The sequence below is a fragment of the Winogradskyella sp. MH6 genome (assembly GCF_022810765.1).
Taxonomy (GTDB): domain Bacteria; phylum Bacteroidota; class Bacteroidia; order Flavobacteriales; family Flavobacteriaceae; genus Winogradskyella.
The window spans coordinates 1346306-1367639 of the sequence record NZ_CP094494.1 but is presented as its reverse complement, the minus strand read 5'-3'; the positions used below and the strand labels follow the sequence as shown (position 1 = coordinate 1367639).

At 32.7% G+C, this 21334-nt stretch carries 15 protein-coding genes and 1 tRNA gene; 10 read left to right on the top strand and 6 right to left on the bottom strand.

Annotation, left to right across the window (positions count from 1 at the left end):
• Nucleotides 1-89 precede the first annotated feature (89 nt).
• The 5 genes from MST30_RS06100 to MST30_RS06080 all read left to right on the top strand — a co-directional run bounded on the left by MST30_RS06100 (nt 90) and on the right by MST30_RS06080 (nt 9641).
• Nucleotides 90-3221, top strand: a complete 3132-nt coding sequence (locus tag MST30_RS06100) for a UvrD-helicase domain-containing protein (RefSeq protein ID WP_243473495.1) — start codon at nt 90-92, stop codon at nt 3219-3221.
• Nucleotides 3222-3262: 41 nt separating this feature from the next.
• Nucleotides 3263-4456, top strand: a complete 1194-nt coding sequence (gene kbl / locus MST30_RS06095) for a glycine C-acetyltransferase (RefSeq protein ID WP_243473494.1) — start codon at nt 3263-3265, stop codon at nt 4454-4456.
• Between the two features lie 123 nt (nt 4457-4579).
• Nucleotides 4580-5977: an OmpA family protein gene (locus MST30_RS06090; protein WP_243473493.1), complete on the top strand. Its 1398-nt coding sequence runs from the start codon at nt 4580-4582 to the stop codon at nt 5975-5977.
• Nucleotides 5978-6042: 65 nt separating this feature from the next.
• Nucleotides 6043-8799 carry a PD-(D/E)XK nuclease family protein gene (locus MST30_RS06085; RefSeq protein ID WP_243473492.1) on the top strand — a complete coding sequence of 919 codons (2757 nt, stop codon included), beginning with the start codon at nt 6043-6045 and terminating at the stop codon, nt 8797-8799.
• Complete coding sequence (locus tag MST30_RS06080) at nt 8799-9641, top strand: alpha/beta hydrolase family protein (protein WP_243473491.1); 843 nt, start codon at nt 8799-8801, stop codon at nt 9639-9641. Before MST30_RS06085 ends, MST30_RS06080 begins: the two co-directional genes overlap by 1 nt.
• Nucleotides 9642-9644: 3 nt before the next feature.
• Here MST30_RS06080 and MST30_RS06075 read toward each other — a convergent pair whose 3' ends face one another.
• The 4 genes from MST30_RS06075 to MST30_RS06060 all read right to left on the bottom strand — a co-directional run bounded on the left by MST30_RS06075 (nt 9645) and on the right by MST30_RS06060 (nt 14396).
• Nucleotides 9645-12011, bottom strand: a complete 2367-nt coding sequence (locus tag MST30_RS06075) for a hybrid sensor histidine kinase/response regulator (protein ID WP_243473490.1) — start codon at nt 12009-12011, stop codon at nt 9645-9647.
• Nucleotides 12012-12172: 161 nt separating this feature from the next.
• Nucleotides 12173-12658, bottom strand: coding sequence for a hypothetical protein (locus tag MST30_RS06070; protein ID WP_243473489.1), 486 nt, complete (start codon nt 12656-12658; stop codon nt 12173-12175).
• Nucleotides 12659-12687: 29 nt separating this feature from the next.
• The gene (locus MST30_RS06065; RefSeq protein WP_243473488.1) at nt 12688-14115 is read right to left on the bottom strand and encodes a hypothetical protein; all 1428 of its coding nucleotides are present in this window, start codon (nt 14113-14115) and stop codon (nt 12688-12690) included.
• A 77-nt stretch (nt 14116-14192) separates the two neighbouring features.
• A complete protein-coding gene (locus tag MST30_RS06060) occupies nt 14193-14396 on the bottom strand; it encodes a hypothetical protein (protein ID WP_243473487.1) in 204 nt (67 codons plus the stop codon).
• A gap of 163 nt (nt 14397-14559) precedes the next feature.
• Here MST30_RS06060 and MST30_RS06055 point away from each other — a divergent pair, with 163 nt between their 5' ends.
• The 3 genes from MST30_RS06055 to MST30_RS06045 all read left to right on the top strand — a co-directional run bounded on the left by MST30_RS06055 (nt 14560) and on the right by MST30_RS06045 (nt 18527).
• Nucleotides 14560-15084: an RNA polymerase sigma factor gene (locus MST30_RS06055; protein ID WP_243473486.1), complete on the top strand. Its 525-nt coding sequence runs from the start codon at nt 14560-14562 to the stop codon at nt 15082-15084.
• A gap of 49 nt (nt 15085-15133) precedes the next feature.
• Entirely contained in the window at nt 15134-16036 is a 903-nt protein-coding gene (locus tag MST30_RS06050) for a FecR family protein (RefSeq protein WP_243473485.1), read from the top strand.
• An 82-nt stretch (nt 16037-16118) separates the two neighbouring features.
• Nucleotides 16119-18527: a TonB-dependent receptor gene (locus MST30_RS06045; protein WP_243473484.1), complete on the top strand. Its 2409-nt coding sequence runs from the start codon at nt 16119-16121 to the stop codon at nt 18525-18527.
• 44 nt (nt 18528-18571) lie between these two features.
• Here MST30_RS06045 and MST30_RS06040 read toward each other — a convergent pair.
• Together MST30_RS06040 and MST30_RS06035 are read right to left on the bottom strand one after the other, a co-directional pair.
• Nucleotides 18572-18645: transfer RNA gene (locus tag MST30_RS06040), tRNA-Ala, on the bottom strand.
• A 5-nt stretch (nt 18646-18650) separates the two neighbouring features.
• Entirely contained in the window at nt 18651-19451 is an 801-nt protein-coding gene (locus MST30_RS06035; protein WP_243473483.1) for a universal stress protein, read from the bottom strand.
• Between the two features lie 31 nt (nt 19452-19482).
• On the opposite strand from MST30_RS06035, the gene MST30_RS06030 reads away from it, so the two are divergent.
• Complete coding sequence (locus MST30_RS06030; RefSeq protein WP_243473482.1) at nt 19483-19983, top strand: GNAT family N-acetyltransferase; 501 nt, start codon at nt 19483-19485, stop codon at nt 19981-19983.
• Nucleotides 19980-21317, top strand: coding sequence for an MATE family efflux transporter (locus tag MST30_RS06025; RefSeq protein WP_243473481.1), 1338 nt, complete (start codon nt 19980-19982; stop codon nt 21315-21317). Before MST30_RS06030 ends, MST30_RS06025 begins: the two co-directional genes overlap by 4 nt.
• Nucleotides 21318-21334 lie beyond the last annotated feature (17 nt).

Here is a 21334-nt window from a genome sequence, read left to right as displayed (position 1 = left end):
TATTTCGTTTTTAACAAATTTACGATTTTGAAAACAAGAAGTTCTAAATTAATTATTAAGATTCCCTATTTTGGTATAAAATTTATCTTTTGCAAGATTCAGCCTTTAAAATATATAACGCATCCGCAGGTAGCGGAAAGACGTTTACCTTAGCAAAGACTTACATAAAAATCCTTGTTAACTCAAAAAACAACGAACAGTTTAAGTCCATATTAGCCATAACATTTACCAACAAAGCTGTTGGTGAGATGAAAGAGCGTATTATAGAAATGCTCAAGGTATTTTCCCAGAAAGAAAGTTTGTCTGAGCCGCATCCTATGTTTAGTGCCATCTGTGAGGAATTATCGATCGCACCCGAATTTCTTATAAAACGATCTGAAAAAATCTTAAAACACATAATGCACAACTATGGTGCTTTTGATATTTCTACAATTGATGGTTTTACACACAGAGTTATACGAACGTTTGCTCACGATTTAAAACTTCCTATAAATTTTGAAGTTGAACTAGACCAAGAGCGACTTCTCAATGAGGCTGTAGATAATTTAATTTCAAAAGCAGGAGAGAATGAGACTTTAACCCAAACACTTGTTGATTTTGCTATAGAAAAAGCTGATGATGACAAAAGCTGGGATATTAGTTACGATTTTAACAAAATAGCAAAGCTTTTAGTTAACGAAAATGATATTAATGCCATTGAAACACTTAAAAACAAAACTATTGAAGACTTTAAGGGCTTAAAATCTACTTTAATAAAAGCCATCAATAAAATCGAAAACGATATTATAGCTACAGCAAATGCAGTATTGATCTTATTGGATGAAAGCGGATTAATGCATGAAGATTTTAGCGGAAAATATCTTCCGAAATATTTTATCAATTTATCCGAAAATAACTTAAATGTTTCTTTCGGCACAGCTTGGCAAAACAATTTAATTGAAGGTGGCACACTTTACCCAAAACGTGTTACGGACACCATTGCAAGTACCATAGATAGTATTCAACCTAATCTATCAGAAGCATTTTTAAAAACTAAAAATCTAATTTTTGAGCTCAAACTTAAACAAGGCTTTTACAAAAATATTACACCGCTTTCCGTTCTAAATGCTATTCAACAAGAATTGAATATTCTGAAAGAAGAACAAAACAAAATGCTCATTTCAGAATTTAATAAAATCATAAGCAACGAAATAAAAGGCCAACCAACTCCCTTTATTTACGAACGTTTAGGCGAAAAGTTTAAACATTATTTTATCGACGAGTTTCAGGATACGTCAAAAATGCAATGGGAAAATTTAGTCCCTCTTTTAGACAATGCCCTTTCTGCACCAAATGGCTCTACAATGCTTGTAGGAGATGCCAAACAAGCTATTTATAGATGGCGTGGAGGTGAGCCAGAGCAGTTTGTTAATCTTTACAACAAATCAACAAATCCGTTTTATGTTGAAGCGGAAGTGTTGAGCTTAGACACAAACTACAGAAGTGCCAAAGAAATTATAAATTTCAATAATGGGTTCTTTCAATTTTTAAGTCAAAATTATTTTAACGATAGTAGATACGCAGAACTTTATAGAAAGTCTTCACAAGCAACTTTTAAAGATACCGAAGGCTATGTAAATATTGAATTTTTAGATATTTCTAAAGACGATGACGCCAACGAACTATACACAAATAGCGTTTTTAAAACCATTGAAGAATGTCTTAAAAACGGTTTTACTTTAGACGACATTTGTGTTATTGTAAGAAAGCGAAAAGACGGTGTTGAAATTGCTGAATTTCTGAGTGAAAAGGGAATTAAAATTACCTCATCTGAAACCTTACTCTTAAAAAACTCAGATAAAATTCTGTTTCTTGATTCGTTTTTAAAATTACTACTTCAAGCAGATAATGATAATTTAAAAATTGAGGTTTTAACATTTATAGCAAATCAGCAGAATATAGAAGACAAACATTCATTTTATAGTGCTCATCTAAACATTAGTTTTGATGAAATGCTCAAAAATTTTGAAGATTTAAACATCTACATCAATAAAAACAAACTCTTACAATTACCTCTATACGAATTAGTTGAAGAATTAATTAGAGTGTTTAACCTTCATAACACTTCAGATGCTTTTCTTCAATTTTACCTAGATGTTGTTTTAGAATTTACACAAAAGCAAAACTCAGATTTGTCGTCGTTTATCAATTATTTTGAAAAGAAAAAAGACAGTCTCAGCGTTATTTCACCAAAAAATAATAATGCTATTCAAATCATGACTATTCACAAGTCAAAAGGCTTAGAATTTCCTGTGGTTATTTTTCCTTACGCTGATCTAAATATTTGTAGTGAGATAGAGCCAAAAGTCTGGTTTCCGACAGATAAAAACAACTACCAGAATTTTGAAACTCTACTTCTTAACTACAATAGTGATGTTGAACACTTTGGTGAGATTGGCAAAGAGCTTTATGATATTCATCAATCTCAACTAGAGTTAGATAATATCAATCTTCTATATGTAACGTTAACTAGAGCTGCAGAACAATTATATATCATTACCAAAAAGGATATTAACGCTAAAGGTGTTGTAAGCGAAAAAACATATGCTGGTATGTTTATTTCATATTTACAAGACAAAGGATTATGGTCAGATAATACACTTACTTACAGCTTTGGTACTTCAAAAACCACAAAACAAAAAGCAGAATTAGAAACCCACACGAATACTATTAATTTAATCTCTGTCCCCAAAGAAAATCACAACCTAAGAATTATTACAAAGGCAGGCCAACTTTGGGACACCAAACAAGGCGAGGCTATAGAAAAAGGTAATTTAGTTCATCTTTTATTGTCTAAAATTACAACCAAAGAAGATATTGACTTTGCTATTGACGATTTAATAGCCACAGGAGATACTACAAAATTAAAAGCAGAAGACCTTAGAACAATTGTAATGGATGTAATTCAGCATCCTAAAATGAGTTTATACTTCAATAATGAGCATAAAGTTTATAACGAAAGAGATATTGTTACTCCATCTGGAGAGCTTCTTAGACCAGACCGCATAAATATCAATCTAAATAATGAAGCTATTATTATTGATTATAAAACAGGTGATCAGAAACCATCTCATGCAGCGCAGCTAAACACCTATGCCTCGATACTTTCTACCATGAACTACAAAGTACAATACAAATATCTTGTTTATATAAATGAAAGCGTAGAAGTTATTGAAGTCTAATTTCAAGATAGTATCTTTGCTAAACAACTAAACACAAAATTATGTACGGAAATATAAAAGCACATTTACAACAAGAAATAGAAGACATAAAAGACGCTGGTCTTTTCAAAGAAGAACGCATTATTACTTCTCCTCAAGGTGCTGAAATCACTTTAAATACTGGGCAGAAAGTTCTTAACTTTTGTGCAAACAACTATCTTGGCTTATCCTCGCATCCTGAAGTTATAAAAGCAGCAAAAGACACTTTAGATACGCATGGATTTGGGATGTCTTCAGTACGTTTTATTTGTGGCACTCAAGATATTCACAAAGAATTAGAGCAGAAAATTGCAGATTTTTATGGTACAGAAGACACTATCTTATATGCTGCTGCTTTTGATGCCAATGGTGGTGTGTTTGAACCTCTTCTTTCTGCTGAAGATGCTATAATTTCAGATTCTTTAAATCACGCTTCCATCATAGACGGTGTAAGACTTTGTAAAGCTGCCAGATATCGTTATCAAAATAATGATATGGCAGATTTAGAAACACAGCTTATTGCTGCAAACGAAAATGGTGCACGCTTTAAAATCATTGTTACCGATGGTGTGTTTTCTATGGATGGTTTGGTTGCTCCTTTAGATAAAATTTGTGACTTAGCCGATAAGTATGATGCTATGGTAATGATAGACGAATGCCATGCTGCAGGCTTTATTGGAGAAACAGGAATAGGCACGCTTGAAGAAAAAGGAGTCTTAGGCAGAATTGACATCATTACTGGTACACTAGGTAAAGCATTAGGTGGAGCAATGGGAGGCTACACAACAGCAAAAAAAGAGATTATAGAAATATTACGTCAGCGTTCTCGTCCTTATTTGTTTTCAAATTCTTTGGCACCTGCAATCGTAGGAGCATCGATTAAAGTTTTTGACATGCTTAAAAACGACACAACATTGAGAGATAAAGTTGAATGGAATACCAAGTATTTTAAAAAAGGTATGAAAGAAGCAGGTTTTGACATAATAGATGGAGATTCAGCTATTGTACCTGTAATGCTTTACGATGCCAAACTATCTCAAACAATGGCAAATATGCTATTGGAAGAAGGAGTTTATGTCATTGGGTTTTTCTACCCTGTGGTTCCTAAAGAAAAAGCAAGAATACGCGTACAACTTTCTGCAGCACACACAAAAGAACAACTAGACAAAGCTATAAGCGCTTTTATAAAGGTAGGGAAACGACTAGAAATTATTTAAAATCGTTACAAACGCTTTATTTTAGGGCGATGTAACAATATTTTTATATATTTGTCTTTGTTAATAACATTTAACAACTTAAATTTGCCAACAATTAACACTTAAAATTAAATTAATTAGAATATGAAAAATCTTAGCAGATTACTTTTTGCCGTAGTGCTTCTTGTAAGTTTTAGTACTGCACATGCCCAAGACAAAAACAATCCGTGGGCTGTAACAATTGGTGCTAACGCAGTTGATTTATACCCTGTAGGTGAAGATATGCCTCAAGGTGACTACTTTGATGAATATTTCAATGTGACTGATCACTGGAATGTTTTCCCTTCTTTGTCTACGATTTCGGTATCTAGATACTTAAGTGATGGGTTTACTTTCACCGCTACTGGATCATTAAACAGAATAGAAAAAATAGGCACATATGGTGACCCTATGACTGGTGTGGAAACTACTGCAACAGTTGATGATTTAACTTATTACGGTATAGATGGTAGAGTATCTTACAGTTTTATGGATTTAATCAACTCTAAATCAATCGACCCATATCTTGGTGTTGGTGGTGGTTACACTTGGGTTGATGACATAGGAGCTGGTACTTTAAACGGTTCTTTAGGTTTCAGATATTGGTTTACTGAAAAACTTGGTATCGATGTTAACTCTACTTACAAGCATTCATTTGAGGATTACTTACCAAAGCATTTCCAACATTCAGTTGGTTTAGTTCTTAAGTTTGGTGGTACTGACACAGATGGTGACGGTATCTACGACCAAGACGACGCTTGTCCTGAAGAAGCTGGTTTAGAAATCTTTAATGGTTGTCCAGATTCTGACAACGATGGCATCCAAGATTCTAAAGACGATTGTCCTAATACTGCTGGTTTAGCTGAATTTAACGGTTGTCCAGATTCTGATGGTGATGGTGTAATGGACAAAGATGATAAATGTCCTTCTGTTGCTGGTTTAAAATCTTTAGCTGGTTGTCCAGATGCTGATGGTGACGGTGTTGCTGATGGTGATGATAACTGTCCTAACGAAGCTGGCCCTGCTGCTAACAACGGTTGTCCTTGGCCTGATACTGATGGTGATGGTATCTTAGACAAAGACGACAAGTGTCCTAACGAAGCTGGTGTTGCTGCTAACAATGGTTGTCCAGAAGTTAAGCCAACTGAAGAAGTTATGGAAACTTTAAACAGTTACTCAAGATCTATTTTATTTGACTCTGGTAAAGCGACTTTCCAAAAGCAAACTGATCAAGTATTACAAGCAATGGTTGCTATCTTTAAGCAATACCCTCAAGCTAACTTCTCGATTGAAGGTCACACTGATAGTGATGGTTCTAGAAAAATGAACCAATCTTTATCTGAAAGAAGAGCTAATGCTGTAAGAGATTACTTAATCGCTAATGGAATTAGTGCTGATAGATTAACAGCTAAAGGTTTTGGTGAAGACAACCCAATTGCTAACAACAACACAAGAGCTGGTAAGAAAGAAAACAGACGTGTAGAAGTTAAGTTGAAAAACTAATTATCATACACTAAAATATATTTAAAAAACGCTCCGAAATTCGGAGCGTTTTTTATTTTTATATAATGAGCAGCTTTATTAAATCTGTACTATTAGACCTTCAAGATAAAGGCAATACTATAGAAAAATTGTTTTTTATCCTTCCCAGTAAAAGGGCTGGAGTATTTTTAAAACATCATCTTTCAAAAATAATTAACAAGCCGGTATTTGCTCCTCATATTCTCAGTATTGAAGAGTTTGTGGAAGAAATGTCAGGTCTAAAAACTGTGTCTAATACAGACACTTTATTTCAGCTATACAATGCTTATGTTGACGTTACACCAAAAGAAAACCAAGAACCTTTTGAAGCATTTTCTAGTTGGGCACAAATACTCATACAAGACTTTAATGAGATAGATCGATATCTTGGTAAGCAGAACTCTATTTTTGATTATCTACAAGCTATTAAAGAAATTGACCATTGGTCTTTAGAAGCAGAACAAACCGATTTAGTTAAATCTTATTTGAGGTTTTGGAAACAGTTAAAAACCTATTATAACGTTTTTACAGAGAAACTACTTAATAATAAACAAGGTTATCAAGGTTTAATATACAGAGAAGCTGTTGAAAACCTAGAGTCTTACATTGAAAACAACGCTCATAAGACCCATGTGTTTTTAGGTTTCAATGCATTAAATACTTGCGAATCTCTTATAATACAAGGTTTACTTCAAAGCGAATTAGCTCATGTATATTGGGATATAGACGATGCTTTTTTACAAGATAACATTCACGATGCTGGCCTTTTTATTAGACAACACAAAGCAAAATGGAACTACTTTAAAACAAAGTCTTTTAATTGGATAACATCTAATTATAGCGAAAAGAAAAATATTGAAATTATTGGCGTACCAAAATTAGTTGGGCAAGCAAAATATATTGGACAAATTTTAGAACGTATAGGTTCAGAAAATAGCGACTTAAAAAATACTGCTGTTGTTCTAGGTGAAGAGAATTTATTAATTCCTGTTTTAAATTCTATCCCCAAACAGATTGATCAAATTAACGTTACCATGGGATTACCGCTTAAATTTGTACCCTTGGCTTCGTTGTTTGATTTGTTATTTTCTATTCACAAAAAACCTACAACTAAATACTATTTCAGAGAAGTCATAGACCTTATTTCTCACCCTTCAATCCACAGTCTATTTGAAACCGAAAAAAGCAATTATTTAAGTGATATTTCAAGTTATATTCAAAAAAATAACTTGGTATACATCTCAACAAATCAACTTAAAAAAATTGCTGATAAATCTGTACATAATATAATCGACTTATTGTATAGCTCTTGGGAAAACAACCCAAAAACAGCCTTGAGTAATTGTTTAGGCCTCATCCACCTAATTAAACGCAACAATAGTGAAAATCTAAACAGTCTAGATCTAGAATATCTTTATCGATTTCATTCTTTGTTCAACCAATTAACTGAACTGAACGATAATTATCATTACTTAAACTCTATTGAAAGTCTATACCGTATTTACAATGATTTGCTACAAACCGAAACCTTAGACTTTAAAGGAGAACCGCTTGAAGGTCTTCAGGTTATGGGAATGTTAGAATCTCGTGTTTTAGATTTTGAAACTATTATAATAAGCTCTGTAAACGAAGGTATTCTACCATCTGGTAAAACAAATAATTCCTTTATTCCTTTTGATGTTAAACTACAAAATGGGCTCCCAACTTATAAAGAAAAAGACGCTGTTTATACCTATCACTTTTATAGGTTAATACAACGTGCCAAAAATGTTTACATACTGTACAACACAGAAATTGATGCGCTAAAAGGTGGTGAAAAAAGTAGATTTATAACCCAAATGGAGGTAGAAGGCATTCATAAAATTAATCATACCGTTGTTTCACCTAATGTACCTGTGGTTGAGAAAAAATTGAAACAAATTTCAAAAACTGAGGCTATTGTTTCTAAACTAAAAGTGCTTTCAAGTAAAGGCTTTTCTCCTTCTTCCTTAACCAATTATGTTAGAAACCCAATAGATTTTTATTACGAAAAAATATTAGGCATTAAAACGTTTGAAGATGTAGAAGAAAACATCGCTGCTAACACATTGGGCTCTGTAATACATAATACGTTAGAAGATTTCTATAAACCTTTAGAAGGCAAATTTCTCTCTATTGAGGATCTTAAAAACTTTAAACTAAGCATAAAAAAAACGGTTACTCACCACTTTAAAGATTTATATAAAGATGGTGATTTTACCTCTGGAAAAAACCTCATCATTTTTGAAATTGCCCAGCGTTATATTTCAAACTTTATTAATTCTGAAATTGAACACCTTAAAGCTGGCAACCAAATAAAAATATTAGCCATAGAAGCTGATGAAAAAATTGAATTAAATATTGAGAATATTCCTTATCCAATACACTTAACCGGAAAAGTTGATAGAATAGATCAATTTAATGGAGTTACTCGTGTTATAGATTATAAGTCTGGCAAGGTAGAACAAAATAAAGTAGAAATTATTGATTGGGAAGACGTCACTACAGATTATGATAAGTACAGTAAATCCTTTCAGGTTCTGTGCTACGCTTATATGATGAATCAAAAAAAGAGAATAGAATTACCTATTGAAGCTGGTATTATTTCATTTAAAAACTTAAATGAAGGCTTCCTTAAATTCGGCAAAAAAGAGTCAACACGTAGCAAAAACAAAGATCAACTTATCACAGAAGATACTTTAAAAAAATTCGAAATTGAACTTAAAAAACTCATTATAGAAATATGTAATCCTAACATAGACTTTATTGAAAAAGAGCTGGACTAATGCAAGTAGAGGAAAATAAAATATTAAAGAGAGAAGGAAAAAAGCCTATTCTGTTAGACACTTTTTATTCCAAAGAATTTTCTAATCAGCCTATAACTATTTTTTGTCATGGTTATAAAGGTTTTAAAGATTGGGGAGCATGGAATCTTATGGCAAAATCTATTGCAGAGACTGGCATTTGTTTTGTAAAATTCAACTTTTCGCATAATGGAGGTACTATGGAAAACCCTATAGATTTTCCAGATTTAGAAGCTTTTGGAAACAACAATTATTCAAAAGAATTAGACGACCTTAATGATGTTATTGATTGGGTGATTTCAGAATTTAAGAATAACTCATTTGTAGATGTTGATAATATCTCTCTAATAGGTCATAGTCGTGGCGGTGGCATTACAATTATAAAAGCTTCAGAAGACAAAAGAATTAAAAAACTAATAACCTTAGCAAGTGTCTGCGACTTTGCAAAGCGAACAGCTACAATTGGAAATTTAGAAGAATGGAAAGAAAATGGTGTAAAATATGTAATCAATGGTAGAACTAAACAACAAATGCCACATTACTACCAATTTTACGAAGACTTTAAAGCTAATGAAGAACGATTACATATAGAAACTGCCGAAAAACAATTACAAGTGCCACATTTAATTATTCATGGCAACAATGACACTTCTGTAAAAATTGAAGAAGCTTATGCTTTACACCAATGGAATCCTAATAGTCACCTAAAAATCATTGAGGCAGCAGACCATGTGTTTAATGTAAGACATCCTTGGACTAAAAAGTTATTAAGTATTGAATTACAAGCTGTAGTTACCTCTATTAAAAGGTTCATCAAAAATTAATTACTAAGCCACAATGTTTAGCTTATTACTTTCTTCCGAACAGTTTTTAATTTTCTGTAAAAGTAAACCTCTTTTTACAGGTTTGGTCATGTAGTCATTCATTCCTAAATCTAATACACGTTGCCTGGTTTCTTGCATAGCATCAGCAGTTACTGCAATTATAGGTATGTTTCCCGTTACATTACCTAATTCGCCTCCTCTAATGAGTTCTGTTGCTTCATAACCATCCATTTCTGGCATTTGCAGATCCATTAATACTAAATCATAGACCTCTTGCTTTAAAGCCTCTATTGCTTCTTTTCCATTATCTACCACAGAAAATGTAACATTATCAAAACTACTCAACAATTTGCGCATTACCATCTGGTTAAGTTTGTTGTCCTCTACAACCAAAATATGCATTGGATTTTGCAGTTCTTTGTTTTGGCCAACAGGAATCTCTACACTTTTATCAACAACATTCTTTAATGGTATTTCTATAAACACTTCTGTTCCTTTGTTAAGTTCACTTTGAATCTCTATGGAGCCTTTAAATAAACCTACCAGATGCTTTGCAATATTTAATCCTAACCCAATTCCACCAAACTGTCGTTTATGGTTTTTTCGCATTTGATTAAAACTATCAAAGACCGTTGCCATACTTTCTTTATCCATTCCAATACCTGTATCAGATATTTGAAATATAAATTTGCTAAAATTATTTGGCTGTGTTACACATTTAAGCTTAAACACAACTGTGCCCGAATTTGTAAATTTTATAGCATTGCTTAAAACATTATTAATAATTTGTAGCAATCGGTCTGCATCACCCTCAACCTTAGTGGTGATCTCTGAATCCATCTCAAAACGATAACTCAGTCCTTTTTTAAGAGCCTCAGCTTTCCAATTTTCACTGATTTGATTTAATAATAATGATGGGTTAAAAACTTCTTCTTTTAAAACAAGTTCTTTCTTTTCCATCTTTTCAAAATCTAAAATGTCATTTACATTACTCAATAAACTAATAGATGCATTACGGACAACTTGATATTTTTTGCGGTCTTCTTTAGAATTACTATTATTTGCTAATTCTGTTTCTACAATACCCATTATGGCATTAATTGGCGTTCTTAGTTCATGGCTTATGTTAGACATAAAATATGTTTTGAGCTCACTGATTTCTTCAGATTTTTTTAATGCCAATTCTTGCGATTTTTCTTTTTGCTCTCTTAATTTTCTTAAAAAATTAGTCATGGAAAGTGATAGAAATATAACCTCGAAGCCTGTACCAAATTTAGAACTGTTTAATGTGTAAAAATTTGTAGAGAGCATGCCTAGGTTATTCATCACAAACCCTAGTAATCCAATAACCAAGAAGAAAATTCCAATTGAAAAATAAGGGTCTAAAGGAATTTTCTTAAATCTAATTGCAAACATTGAAGCCAATATCAATACAAGACTTAATAGTCCATTTAGATTACTGATAGGATAAGCTAACTCTAATGTTTGTTTGTTAATAAAAATCATTGCAAAAACCACAAATAAGACTGTATAAATACCCTTATATACTTTCTTTAGTTTGGGTAAATGAGTTTCAATGTTTAAGAAATATTCACAATATTTAAGAAGAAAGAAGTTTGAAAAAAGAGCAGATATTAAAACCATTCTACTATTAATATATCCTGCATTTGGAAAAATATATTGATATACAAAACCATCTAAAGCCGCTTGCATTAATGCAATAGAAAACACATATAATCCATAATAAAGGAAAGCTTTATTCTTTAAGCTCTTATAAAAGAAAAGATAAATTAATCCGGCAAGCAGCAAAACACCGTAAAAAAGCCCCAAGAACAATTGCTGCTTATAATTAGATAAAATAAATTCAGATTGGCTATACAGGTTTAGAGGTAGATTAATAGTCTCGCCATCACTTTTAAGTTCTATATAAAATTGTGTTGTGTTATTAGGTTTAAGTTCAATTTTAAAAACAGTTTGCCTATGATCTACAGCTCTCTCGTCAAATGGTATTTGATCTCCACTTCTCTGAATTTTTATTCCATTTGCAATGCTGTATAGATTAACAACATCGGTAATTGGTCTAGCAGTGCTTAAATAATAGGTTTTTGGAGTATCTGAGCTGTTTTTTAGTTTAAATCTAAGCCAATAACTATCTGATGTAAAACCCAAATCGTGGTTTTCAGAATTTAAGTCTTTAAAGTCAATATTTTCAGCTTTTATGATATCTTCTAAGGAGAAATCTTTATTGTCTATTAGAGCGTATTCTGCATACTCAAAAAATTTCCGCGATGGATTTTCAGGATCAAAAGCTGGTTTTTGGGCATAAGAAAATAATGCCAATATGTAGGTTATTAGTAAGAATGGTTTCATGTTTAGGGGCTTTAAACATTTAACAACTTACGAAAAAAATAACAAGCCGGTTTTTTAGGCTCTTTACAGAATAAAAAAACCAGCCATGACGAATCATGACTGGTCTGCTATTAACCAACAATTAACGGTATATTAAGGGGTTATTTTTAAGATAAAACCATCTAGTTTTTTTCAAAAGTGAGCGTATCTGTTCCTCCATTACCGCCACTAATGTCAACAAGTTCTATTCGTGTAGACGTTGAAGTTACTATATCCCAATCGTCATTTAAGTCTTCAAAATTACTGTTGGAAGGTGTAGGAAAGGAGATATTGAAATCTATATCATCATCGCTACTACTGTCGTCATCACTACTATCGTCATCGGTTATAGACCAGGTACCTGTTTGGGTGTTTGTGCCATTTGTTGCTACAAGCGATCCGTCAGAATTGAAAGAGAAATCATAACCACTAAAATCTGACGTTTCATTTTGTCCCGAATCTATAAAGCTTGTTATTCTCCAAGTACCAGATTGAACATCATTTTCTATTTCTGCTATTTGCTGGCTGTTATTATTTGGTGTTCCATCGTCATCATCACTTGAACACATAGATGACATTAACGTAATGCTTAGCATTAAAATAAACCCTAGATTAAATACTTTTTTCATAAATTGTTGTTTTTAATGAATTAATTATTTTATAATTTTTGAAGTGTTAAAGTGTCTGTGCCGCCATTACCTCCACTAACATCTTGGAGGATAACCTCGGTTTCTGATGAGGAAATAACATCCCAGTCATCATCGTTAAACTCTTGAAAAGGCATATCTGTTCCAAAATCAAGCATCATTTCGTTTCCGCTGTTAAAAACAGTCCATGTTCCGCTATTTGTATTAGATCCGTTTGAAGCAGAAACGGTTCCGTCTGTATTGAAATCTAACTCATAACCCGAATAATTTGAGGTTTGATCATCATTATCTTCGGTGTATGATGCCACAATCCATAAACCATCAGAAAGTGTATTCACTAAGTTATCATTACTGCTATCTGAAGAACAATTATTTTTAAACTCTAATTCATCTTCATCTCCTATTCTAAGTTTAAACTCTAGTTCATCTCCATAATTTTCAATTTCATGTAGATTCCATGAATCGTTGATGTCGTCAAAACCCGGAATATTTATATCAAAAATTATAGTATTACCCGATCCACTTGCGCTCCAAGTGCCACTTTCGGTCTGTGTACCATTATCCCAAGACACTTGTAGGGTGTTGTCATTATTAAAGGTAAAGAAAAAGCCTGCATAATTATCTTCAAGGTCGTTATCGTTTCTTTCTAAATCATCTATATACCAATTGTCACATTGAGTTAGAATATCGGTAACTAAATCTGTTGAACAGTTATCACAATCATCATCATCGTAATCGTTGTCGTCGTCTTCATCACAGGTGTCATCGGCATCTTCAATAGCCGTCGCTAATTCTTGTATATTATTGATTGTTTGTGTTGTACCATCTGCCAGAATTACCGTAATAGGGAAATTAATAGTCACAGCAGCGTATTCGTCTAAATCATCAATAAAATCATACATATCATTATCGTTATTGATGATAATAGAATTAATAAGATCATTGTTTTCATCATATACAGATGCAGTAATTGGATACTGAAAATCTATACACTCTATGTCATCGTCATCAAAATTATCTTCAAAGCAGTCATCAGCAAAATCTTGCAATTCATCATCAGAATTAATCTCTATAGTGGTAAAATCAGCAAAAACAATAGTTATAGGATAAGAGATAACTATGTTATCATCGTCGTCGTCAAATTCATCAAAGATATCTTCAATCTCATCTAAATCATCATCATTATCTATCTGAAGTGTTATACCATTTACAGTTACCGTTACCGGAAATTGTATGCTGATGCAGCTAGCATTATCTATAATATTATCATTAGAACCATCATTAAATACTGTTCGGCTCATTAAATTGGCAATTGTTGAATTTGCTGTTATTGTTTCTTCGGTAGGAGGGTCTATCGATAAATCGTCTTCTGTTCTACAAGATGTCGTAATCAACATAACACCAAGTACTATTAGTAAGATGGGTTTAAATGTTTTCATAATAGATATTTTAATTAAATGAGTTCGCTTTTTTAATTTGTCTTTATAAAGGCCCTTTATTCTTAAAACAACTTAAATTATAATTGTCCCAAGAAATTTTTATTTTTTTTATTAATCCTTAATTCTAATTGTTTTAAGGTAAATATTGTAGACTTTAAATTATTAAATCTTTGATTTGCTTGCCTGTATTTGTAAACGTTAATACTGCTATAGTCTTCTTCTAGTGCCACCTCCAAAGCATTTATTTTTAACTTACATTCCAGCAATTCCTCGCTTTTCATTAACACTATTGACCTTATAAGTAATGTGGTTTTATTAATACGAGAAACTTGCATAATGTTATTGTCCTAAAAAACTAAGCTCTATAATATTGAAACAACTTAAATTATAATTATCCCATAAGGATTAAAAAAAATTATATAGATTTAGGTAAAATTTTAGTTAGTGCCAGAGCCTATTTATAAAGATATCTGTGACAAGATTCGCTTTTCAAAACTATATGAGAAGTATGCGCAATCATTGAGTAATATTTTGCTTTATAAGTATGGAGAGCTTTTAAATCCGTCCGATAAAGTACAAGAAGCGTATATCAAGCTATGGAAAAACTGCGCTAAAATAAAACCAGAAGCTGTAAAATCTTTTTTGTACACCACAGCAAATAATATGATGCTTAACGAGGTTAAGCATCAAAAAGTAGTTTTAAAATATCAGCAGGTAAAACCAAAGGATTATACAAACGAGTCACCAGAATTTATTTTACGCAAAAAGGAGTTTCTAAAACGGTTTGAGCGTGTTTTGTCTCAATTAAAAGAAGAGGAAAGGGCCGCTTTTCTTTTAAATAAGGTAGACGGCAAAACACACAAAGAAGTGGCTGAGATATTAGGCATTACCAAAAAAGTAGCAGAACACAGAATCTATGCCGCTTTAAATAAACTTAAGAATGAGCTTGAAGAACTAAATCGAAAATAATTTTGGGACAATTATAATTTAAGTTGTTTTAATTATATAACAGTATGTTATGGACAAAGAACAATTAATAAAAAAATGGTTAAACAATAACCTTTCTAATACAGAGTTAGAAGCTTTCAATACATTGAAAGACGCTGACCTTTATAAGGAAATTATTGAGGAAGCACAAAGATTTAGCGGCAATACAAATGCAAAAGTTGAAGCTTTTGATGTTGTGGACAAAAAATTAGTTTCCCATAAAAGCAACACCATTAATTGGGTTAGAGTTGTTACTAGCTTAGCAGCTATTCTTGTCGTTGGTTTTGCTTTATTTACCGTGTTAAACAAAGACCAGATAAACACATTCAACACCAATTTAGCTCAAAATGAAATCATAAGCCTACCTGATAATTCCACAGTAAATCTTAATGAATTATCGGAGCTGAAATATAATAGCTCTAAATGGGATGATAATAGATCTATTGATTTAAAAGGTGAAGCCTTTTTTGATGTAGAAAAAGGAAAACGGTTTGATGTCAATACCGAATTTGGAAAAATTAGTGTTTTAGGTACTGAGTTTAATGTTCTATCTAGAGACAGTATTTTTAAAGTTGCTTGTTACGAAGGTTTGGTACAAGTAACATATAACGATAATAAAGTTAAGCTACCTGCTGGTACTGAGTTTATACTATTATCAGGACAAGGTACAACATCTAATATTGCAATTTCAGAGCCATACTGGCTTAAAAACATGAGTGTTTTTGAAAATGCTTCTTTTAAAGATGTCGTAGAAGAGCTTGAAAAGCAGTACAACGTAAAAGTAGATTATCCTCTCAACCTGAACGTAAAATTTACTGGTGCTTTTGAACATAACAACCTTGAAAATGCCTTAAAATCTATCTCAAATCCTCTTCATTTGACCTACACGATTCAAAATACTAACGAGGTCATCATAAGGAATGGAAAGAACTAGATTGTACATTTTTCTTTTTATTTGTTTCTTTTCGCTGTTCAAATCACAAGGGCAAAACTCTGAGCAGAAAGTTCCCATTTCAGTGGTTCTAGAAGATATCTCAAAATCGCATAACATAACATTTAATTACGAGAGTAGTCTTTTAGAGGATATTACAGTAATTCCTGTTACAAAAGATTTGAGCTTGTCTGCTAAGATTAAGAATCTCCAAGACCAAACCAACCTAGTTTTTGATAAGGTTAGTACTTTGGTCTATACCATTTCAAAAGCCATCAAGCTTTGTGGTTATATTAAAGATTCCGAATCTCAAAAACCTATGGCTGATGTCACTATTACCAGCAAGTCTACTTATGCCATCACTGATAAAAACGGGTATTTTGAAATTGAGCTGAAATCACAAAATGAACTATTGACCATAAGACATCTAGGTTTTAAAACCGTTGAACGCCAGGTAAAATATTTCAACTTAAAAGATTGTGCAACTATAACAATGCGTATTCAAGAAGAGATTATAGCACCTGTAGTGGTTGAAACATATCTTGTTAAAGGTATTGATAAACGACAGGATTGGACAACATCTATAGATTATGAGCGATTTAGTCTGTTGCCAGGTCTTATAGAATCTGATGTTTTACAGACCGTTCAAGCACTACCAAGTATTTTGAGTGTTGATGAAACGGTTTCAAACATTAATATTAGAGGAGGTTCTAATGATCAAAATTTAATGCTTTGGGACGGTATAAAAATGTACCAGACAGGTCATTTTTTTGGTCTTATTTCTAGCTTTAACCCTTTAATGACCCAAACAGCACGTGTTATTAATAACGGCTCTGATGCTTCATTAACCGATGGTGTGTCTGGGACAATTCATATGCTGACAGACAAACAGGTCGATTCAAAATTCAATGGTATTTTTGGGATTAACTTTTTAAATGCTGAGTTGTTCTCTAATATTCCCATAGGAAGAAAGTCGTCACTCCAAGTTGCATCAAGAAAATCCTTAGATAACTTTTTTAGAACTCCGACCTATGAGGCTTATTTTGACAGAGTAACACAAGATACTGAGGCTGAGATCAATACTTCAAATGTAACCAACTCCAAACAAGACTTTAATTTTTATGATGCGTCCTTAAGGTGGTTATATCAACCCACAGATAAAGACTTTATTAGATTAAATTTTATTCTAATAAATAACGATTTAGGGTTTAATGAAACCGCAACCATTAATGGAGCATCTAGAACAAGGCGCAGTAACATATCTCAGAGCAGCCTTGGTGTTGGTTTTAATTATAAAAGAAAGTGGAGTACTAATTTTTCCTCAACAATTAATGCATATAATAACGAATATAAGCTCGATGCTCTTAATGCAGATGTGTTAAGCAACCAGCTTCAATTACAAGAAAATATTGTTTCAGAAACGAGCGCACAACTAAATAATTTATATGTAAAAAATCTATGGAGTTTTAATCTTGGTTATCAATTCACAGAAACCGAAGTCATCAACTTAAACGATATTGATTTGCCTCGTTTTGTGAGACGAGATGAAGAAATATTACTAGAGCACGGAGCTTTTGGCCAGGCTTGGTACAAAAACCGAAATGAAGATTTTGCTTTTAGGGTCGGAGTTAGAACAAATTACTTAACCAAGTTCAATAAATTGATTGTTGAGCCAAGACTAAGTGTTAGAAAATCTATTGGAGAACATATAGAAATTGAGGCTCAAGGCGAATACAAACATCAGAGTACCTCACAGATTGTTAATTTTCAAAATGATTTTTTAGGCATTGAAAAGCGAAGATGGCAATTAACAGATAATGATAGTATTCCTATTTTACAAAGCAAACAAGCATCTTTAGGAATATTATTTAAAAAAAGTGGTTGGCTGGTTGATGTTAAAGGATACTATAAAACTGTTGAAGGGATAACTACCCAAAGCCAAAGTTTTACCACAAAATACGAATTTGCAAAAGAAAAGGGGAGCTACGACGCTTACGGTTTGGAGTTTTTGTGCCGAAAAACATTCGGTAACTTTAATAGTTGGTTAAGTTATTCTTATTTAAATAACACATACACATTTGAAGCTCTTGAAGACATAGAGTTTCCTAGTAATTTTGACATTACCCATTCCTTTACTCTTGGAACCACCTTTAGTAATAAATCTTTAAACATTTCTGCTGGTGTAAATTACAGAACAGGAAACCCAACCTCTATACCTCTATCTGGTAACGAAATTGTAGACAATGATGTTAATTTTGATATAGCAAATAATGAACGCTTATTGGATTATTTAAGAATAGACGCTTCCGCTATCTACAAATTCAAAATTAACAACAGTTTTAGATCGGAGATAGGTGCTTCTATTTGGAACATTTCAAATAGAGAAAACTTTATAAATGATTATTACAGGATAAATGAAACCAATACTGTAAACAAATTTTCACGATTCTCTTTAGGTCTAACGACTAATGCTGTTATTCGCGTGTATTTTTAGAGTGGTGTTTAAATAAAAAAACTCGTCGTTAATGACGAGTTTTGTGGAGCATATCGGAGTCGAACCGATGACCTCTACGCTGCCAGCGTAGCGCTCTAGCCAGCTGAGCTAATGCCCCAAATATTATTTAAGTCCACTCAACACCAAAACTGGTATCGTTGAACTATGAAAGTCCTTTTTCAAGATAATATTATCTTCCCAAAGTTTTGAGAAAAAACCGCGTTTGCGCCTTACCACACACAATACATCAGGACTGTGGTTTTTGTAATGTTCTAAAACCGCCTGAAATGTTGTTGGGCTTTCTGCCTTTGTTGTATTAGTTATCATTGCTTTTAGCTCATCATTAACCTCAAAATCTTCAGGGTTATGATACGGCGTTTTTACTAATAGCAAATTAAGAACTGCCTTAAATTGGTCTTTGATATCATGTATAGGCTTCAATACTCCTTCACGCTTAATGACAGCCGATTTTACGGCCAATAGCATCTTTACAATAGGTTTGTATACATATCCTTCAGGTACAATTAATGCAGGTATTTGTGTGCGCTTTATAATTTTACCTGATGTTTTCCCCAAATAAACCTCATCTTTAATAGAGTTGGTTCTAGGCTCTAATATAATTAAATCCACATCTAAGGCACTACAAACCTTCTCTAAAGTATCTATTAATTTTCCTTTGAAAGTTTTAGCGACAACCTCTACTCCTCTCGTGTTAATTGAAGCAATATGAGCTTCTAAAAAGGCCTGAGATTCGCGCTCTAAAATATGATCTACTTTTATCATAGTTCCTGCTTTGGTGTAAACATTATATATTTGAACTACATATAATTTTGCGCCAAAAGCTTTAGCAAAATCAACAGCATATTGCAAATGCGATTTTGCATTTTTGGAAGACCCAACAGGAACAAGTATTGTTTTCATCATAGTAAAATTTAAACAAAAGTAATCATAATTAATGATTCGAAAAGCAGTAAAAGAAGATATTGACACCATCCTAAACATCACCAAAGCATGTGCAGCCTACATGATAGAACACGGTATTTTTCAATGGAATGAACACTATCCTAACCGATTGGCTTTTGAAAATGACGTTGAAAGAAATGAACTTTTTGTTTTAGAAGTTGACAATGAAATTATGGGTTGCATTGTGATTTCAACTTTTATGGATAAAGAATACCAACCTATAAAATGGTTGACAAAAAACAAAAACAATGTTTACATACACAGATTGGCTGTGCATCCAAAACTTCAAGGTAAAGGTTACGCACAGCTGCTTATGAGTTTCGCCGAAAATTATGCTATAGAAAACAACTATAGCTCTATACGATTAGATACGTTTTCACAGAACAAAAGAAACCAAAAGTTTTACGAACTTCGCGGTTACGAACGATTGGGAGATATTTACTTTCCTAAACAAAGTGAATTTCCTTTTCATTGTTATGAGTTAATACTTTGAGCGCAACAAAAATTACTTTAAAACAAATCAACAAACTAGCCATACCAGCATTAATTTCTGGTGTTTCTGAGCCTATTTTGTCCTTAACCGATGCTGCGATCATTGGTAATATGGACTCAAACGCAACTGAATCCTTGGCTGCCGTAGGTATTGTTACCACATTTTTATCTATGCTCATTTGGGTTTTAGGACAAACACGTAGTGCAATTTCTTCTATCGTATCTCAATATTTAGGGGCAGATCAATTAAGTGAAGTAAAAAACCTACCTGCACAAGCCATATTTATTATTACATCGCTTAGCTTATTAATCATTGCTGTAACATATCCTTTAGCTGCTCAGATTTTTAAACTCTATAATGCGTCAGATTTAATATTAACTTACAGTGTAGATTATTACCAAATTCGAGTATTTGGGTTTCCTTTTACACTCTTTACAATTGCTGTGTTTGGGACGTTTAGAGGTCTACAAAACACATACCATCCAATGCTTATTGCCATAAGTGGAGCTGTTGCTAATATTATTTTAGACATCGTTTTAGTTTATGGTATTGAAGGTTTTGTGCCAGCCATGCATATAAAAGGAGCTGCTTACGCTAGTGTTATTGCACAAGTAATAATGGCACTTTTATCTGCTTATTACATCTTGAAAAAGACAGACATTCCTTTGTTGGTTAAATTTCCTTTCAATAAAGAAATTAACCGCTTTATATTAATGATTGTCAACTTGTTCATTAGAACCATTGCACTCAACGTGGCTTTGTATTTTGGGACAAGCTTTGCTACAAAATATGGCACTACATATATTGCCGCTTACACCATAGCCATTAATCTTTGGTTTTTGGGCGCTTTTCTTATTGATGGTTATGCTAGTGCTGGTAATATTTTATCAGGAAAACTATTTGGAGCTAAAGACTATAAAACACTCTTAGAACTTAGTAATAAGCTTATAAAATATGGTGTTGTGGTCGGTGTAATTATTGGATTAATTGGTGCCGTTTTCTATTATCCTATTGGCTCTATTTTTTCAGATGATAAAGCTGTTTTAGAAGCGTTTAATAACGTGTTTTGGATGATTCTTGCCATGCAGCCCTTATGTGCACTTGCCTTTATTTTTGATGGAGTTTTTAAAGGCTTAGGAAAAATGCAATACCTAAGAAACGTGCTCTTGTTTTCAACACTTTTGGTGTTTATTCCTGTTGTTTTAGTAACTGATGCTTTAGATTACAAACTGCATGGTATTTTCATTGCATTTACCTTATGGATTATCGCCAGAGGACTTCCGTTAATCATAAAATTCAGAAAAACATTTAAAACACTAGTCCAAAACACTTAAATTTGGACAATAATTGT

Bases quoted from the DNA above. Each gene is read 5' to 3' on its own strand.
- kbl (WP_243473494.1), top strand. From the start codon at position 3,263: ATGTACGGAAATATAAAAGCACATTTACAACAAGAAATAGAAGACATA.
- MST30_RS06090 (WP_243473493.1), top strand. From the start codon at position 4,580: ATGAAAAATCTTAGCAGATTACTTTTTGCCGTAGTGCTTCTTGTAAGT.
- MST30_RS06085 (WP_243473492.1), top strand. From the start codon at position 6,043: ATGAGCAGCTTTATTAAATCTGTACTATTAGACCTTCAAGATAAAGGC.
- MST30_RS06080 (WP_243473491.1), top strand. From the start codon at position 8,799: ATGCAAGTAGAGGAAAATAAAATATTAAAGAGAGAAGGAAAAAAGCCT.
- MST30_RS06075 (WP_243473490.1), bottom strand. From the start codon at position 12,011: ATGAAACCATTCTTACTAATAACCTACATATTGGCATTATTTTCTTAT.
- MST30_RS06070 (WP_243473489.1), bottom strand. From the start codon at position 12,658: ATGAAAAAAGTATTTAATCTAGGGTTTATTTTAATGCTAAGCATTACG.
- MST30_RS06065 (WP_243473488.1), bottom strand. From the start codon at position 14,115: ATGAAAACATTTAAACCCATCTTACTAATAGTACTTGGTGTTATGTTG.
- MST30_RS06060 (WP_243473487.1), bottom strand. From the start codon at position 14,396: ATGAAAAGCGAGGAATTGCTGGAATGTAAGTTAAAAATAAATGCTTTG.
- MST30_RS06050 (WP_243473485.1), top strand. From the start codon at position 15,134: ATGGACAAAGAACAATTAATAAAAAAATGGTTAAACAATAACCTTTCT.
- MST30_RS06035 (WP_243473483.1), bottom strand. From the start codon at position 19,451: ATGATGAAAACAATACTTGTTCCTGTTGGGTCTTCCAAAAATGCAAAA.
- MST30_RS06030 (WP_243473482.1), top strand. From the start codon at position 19,483: ATGATTCGAAAAGCAGTAAAAGAAGATATTGACACCATCCTAAACATC.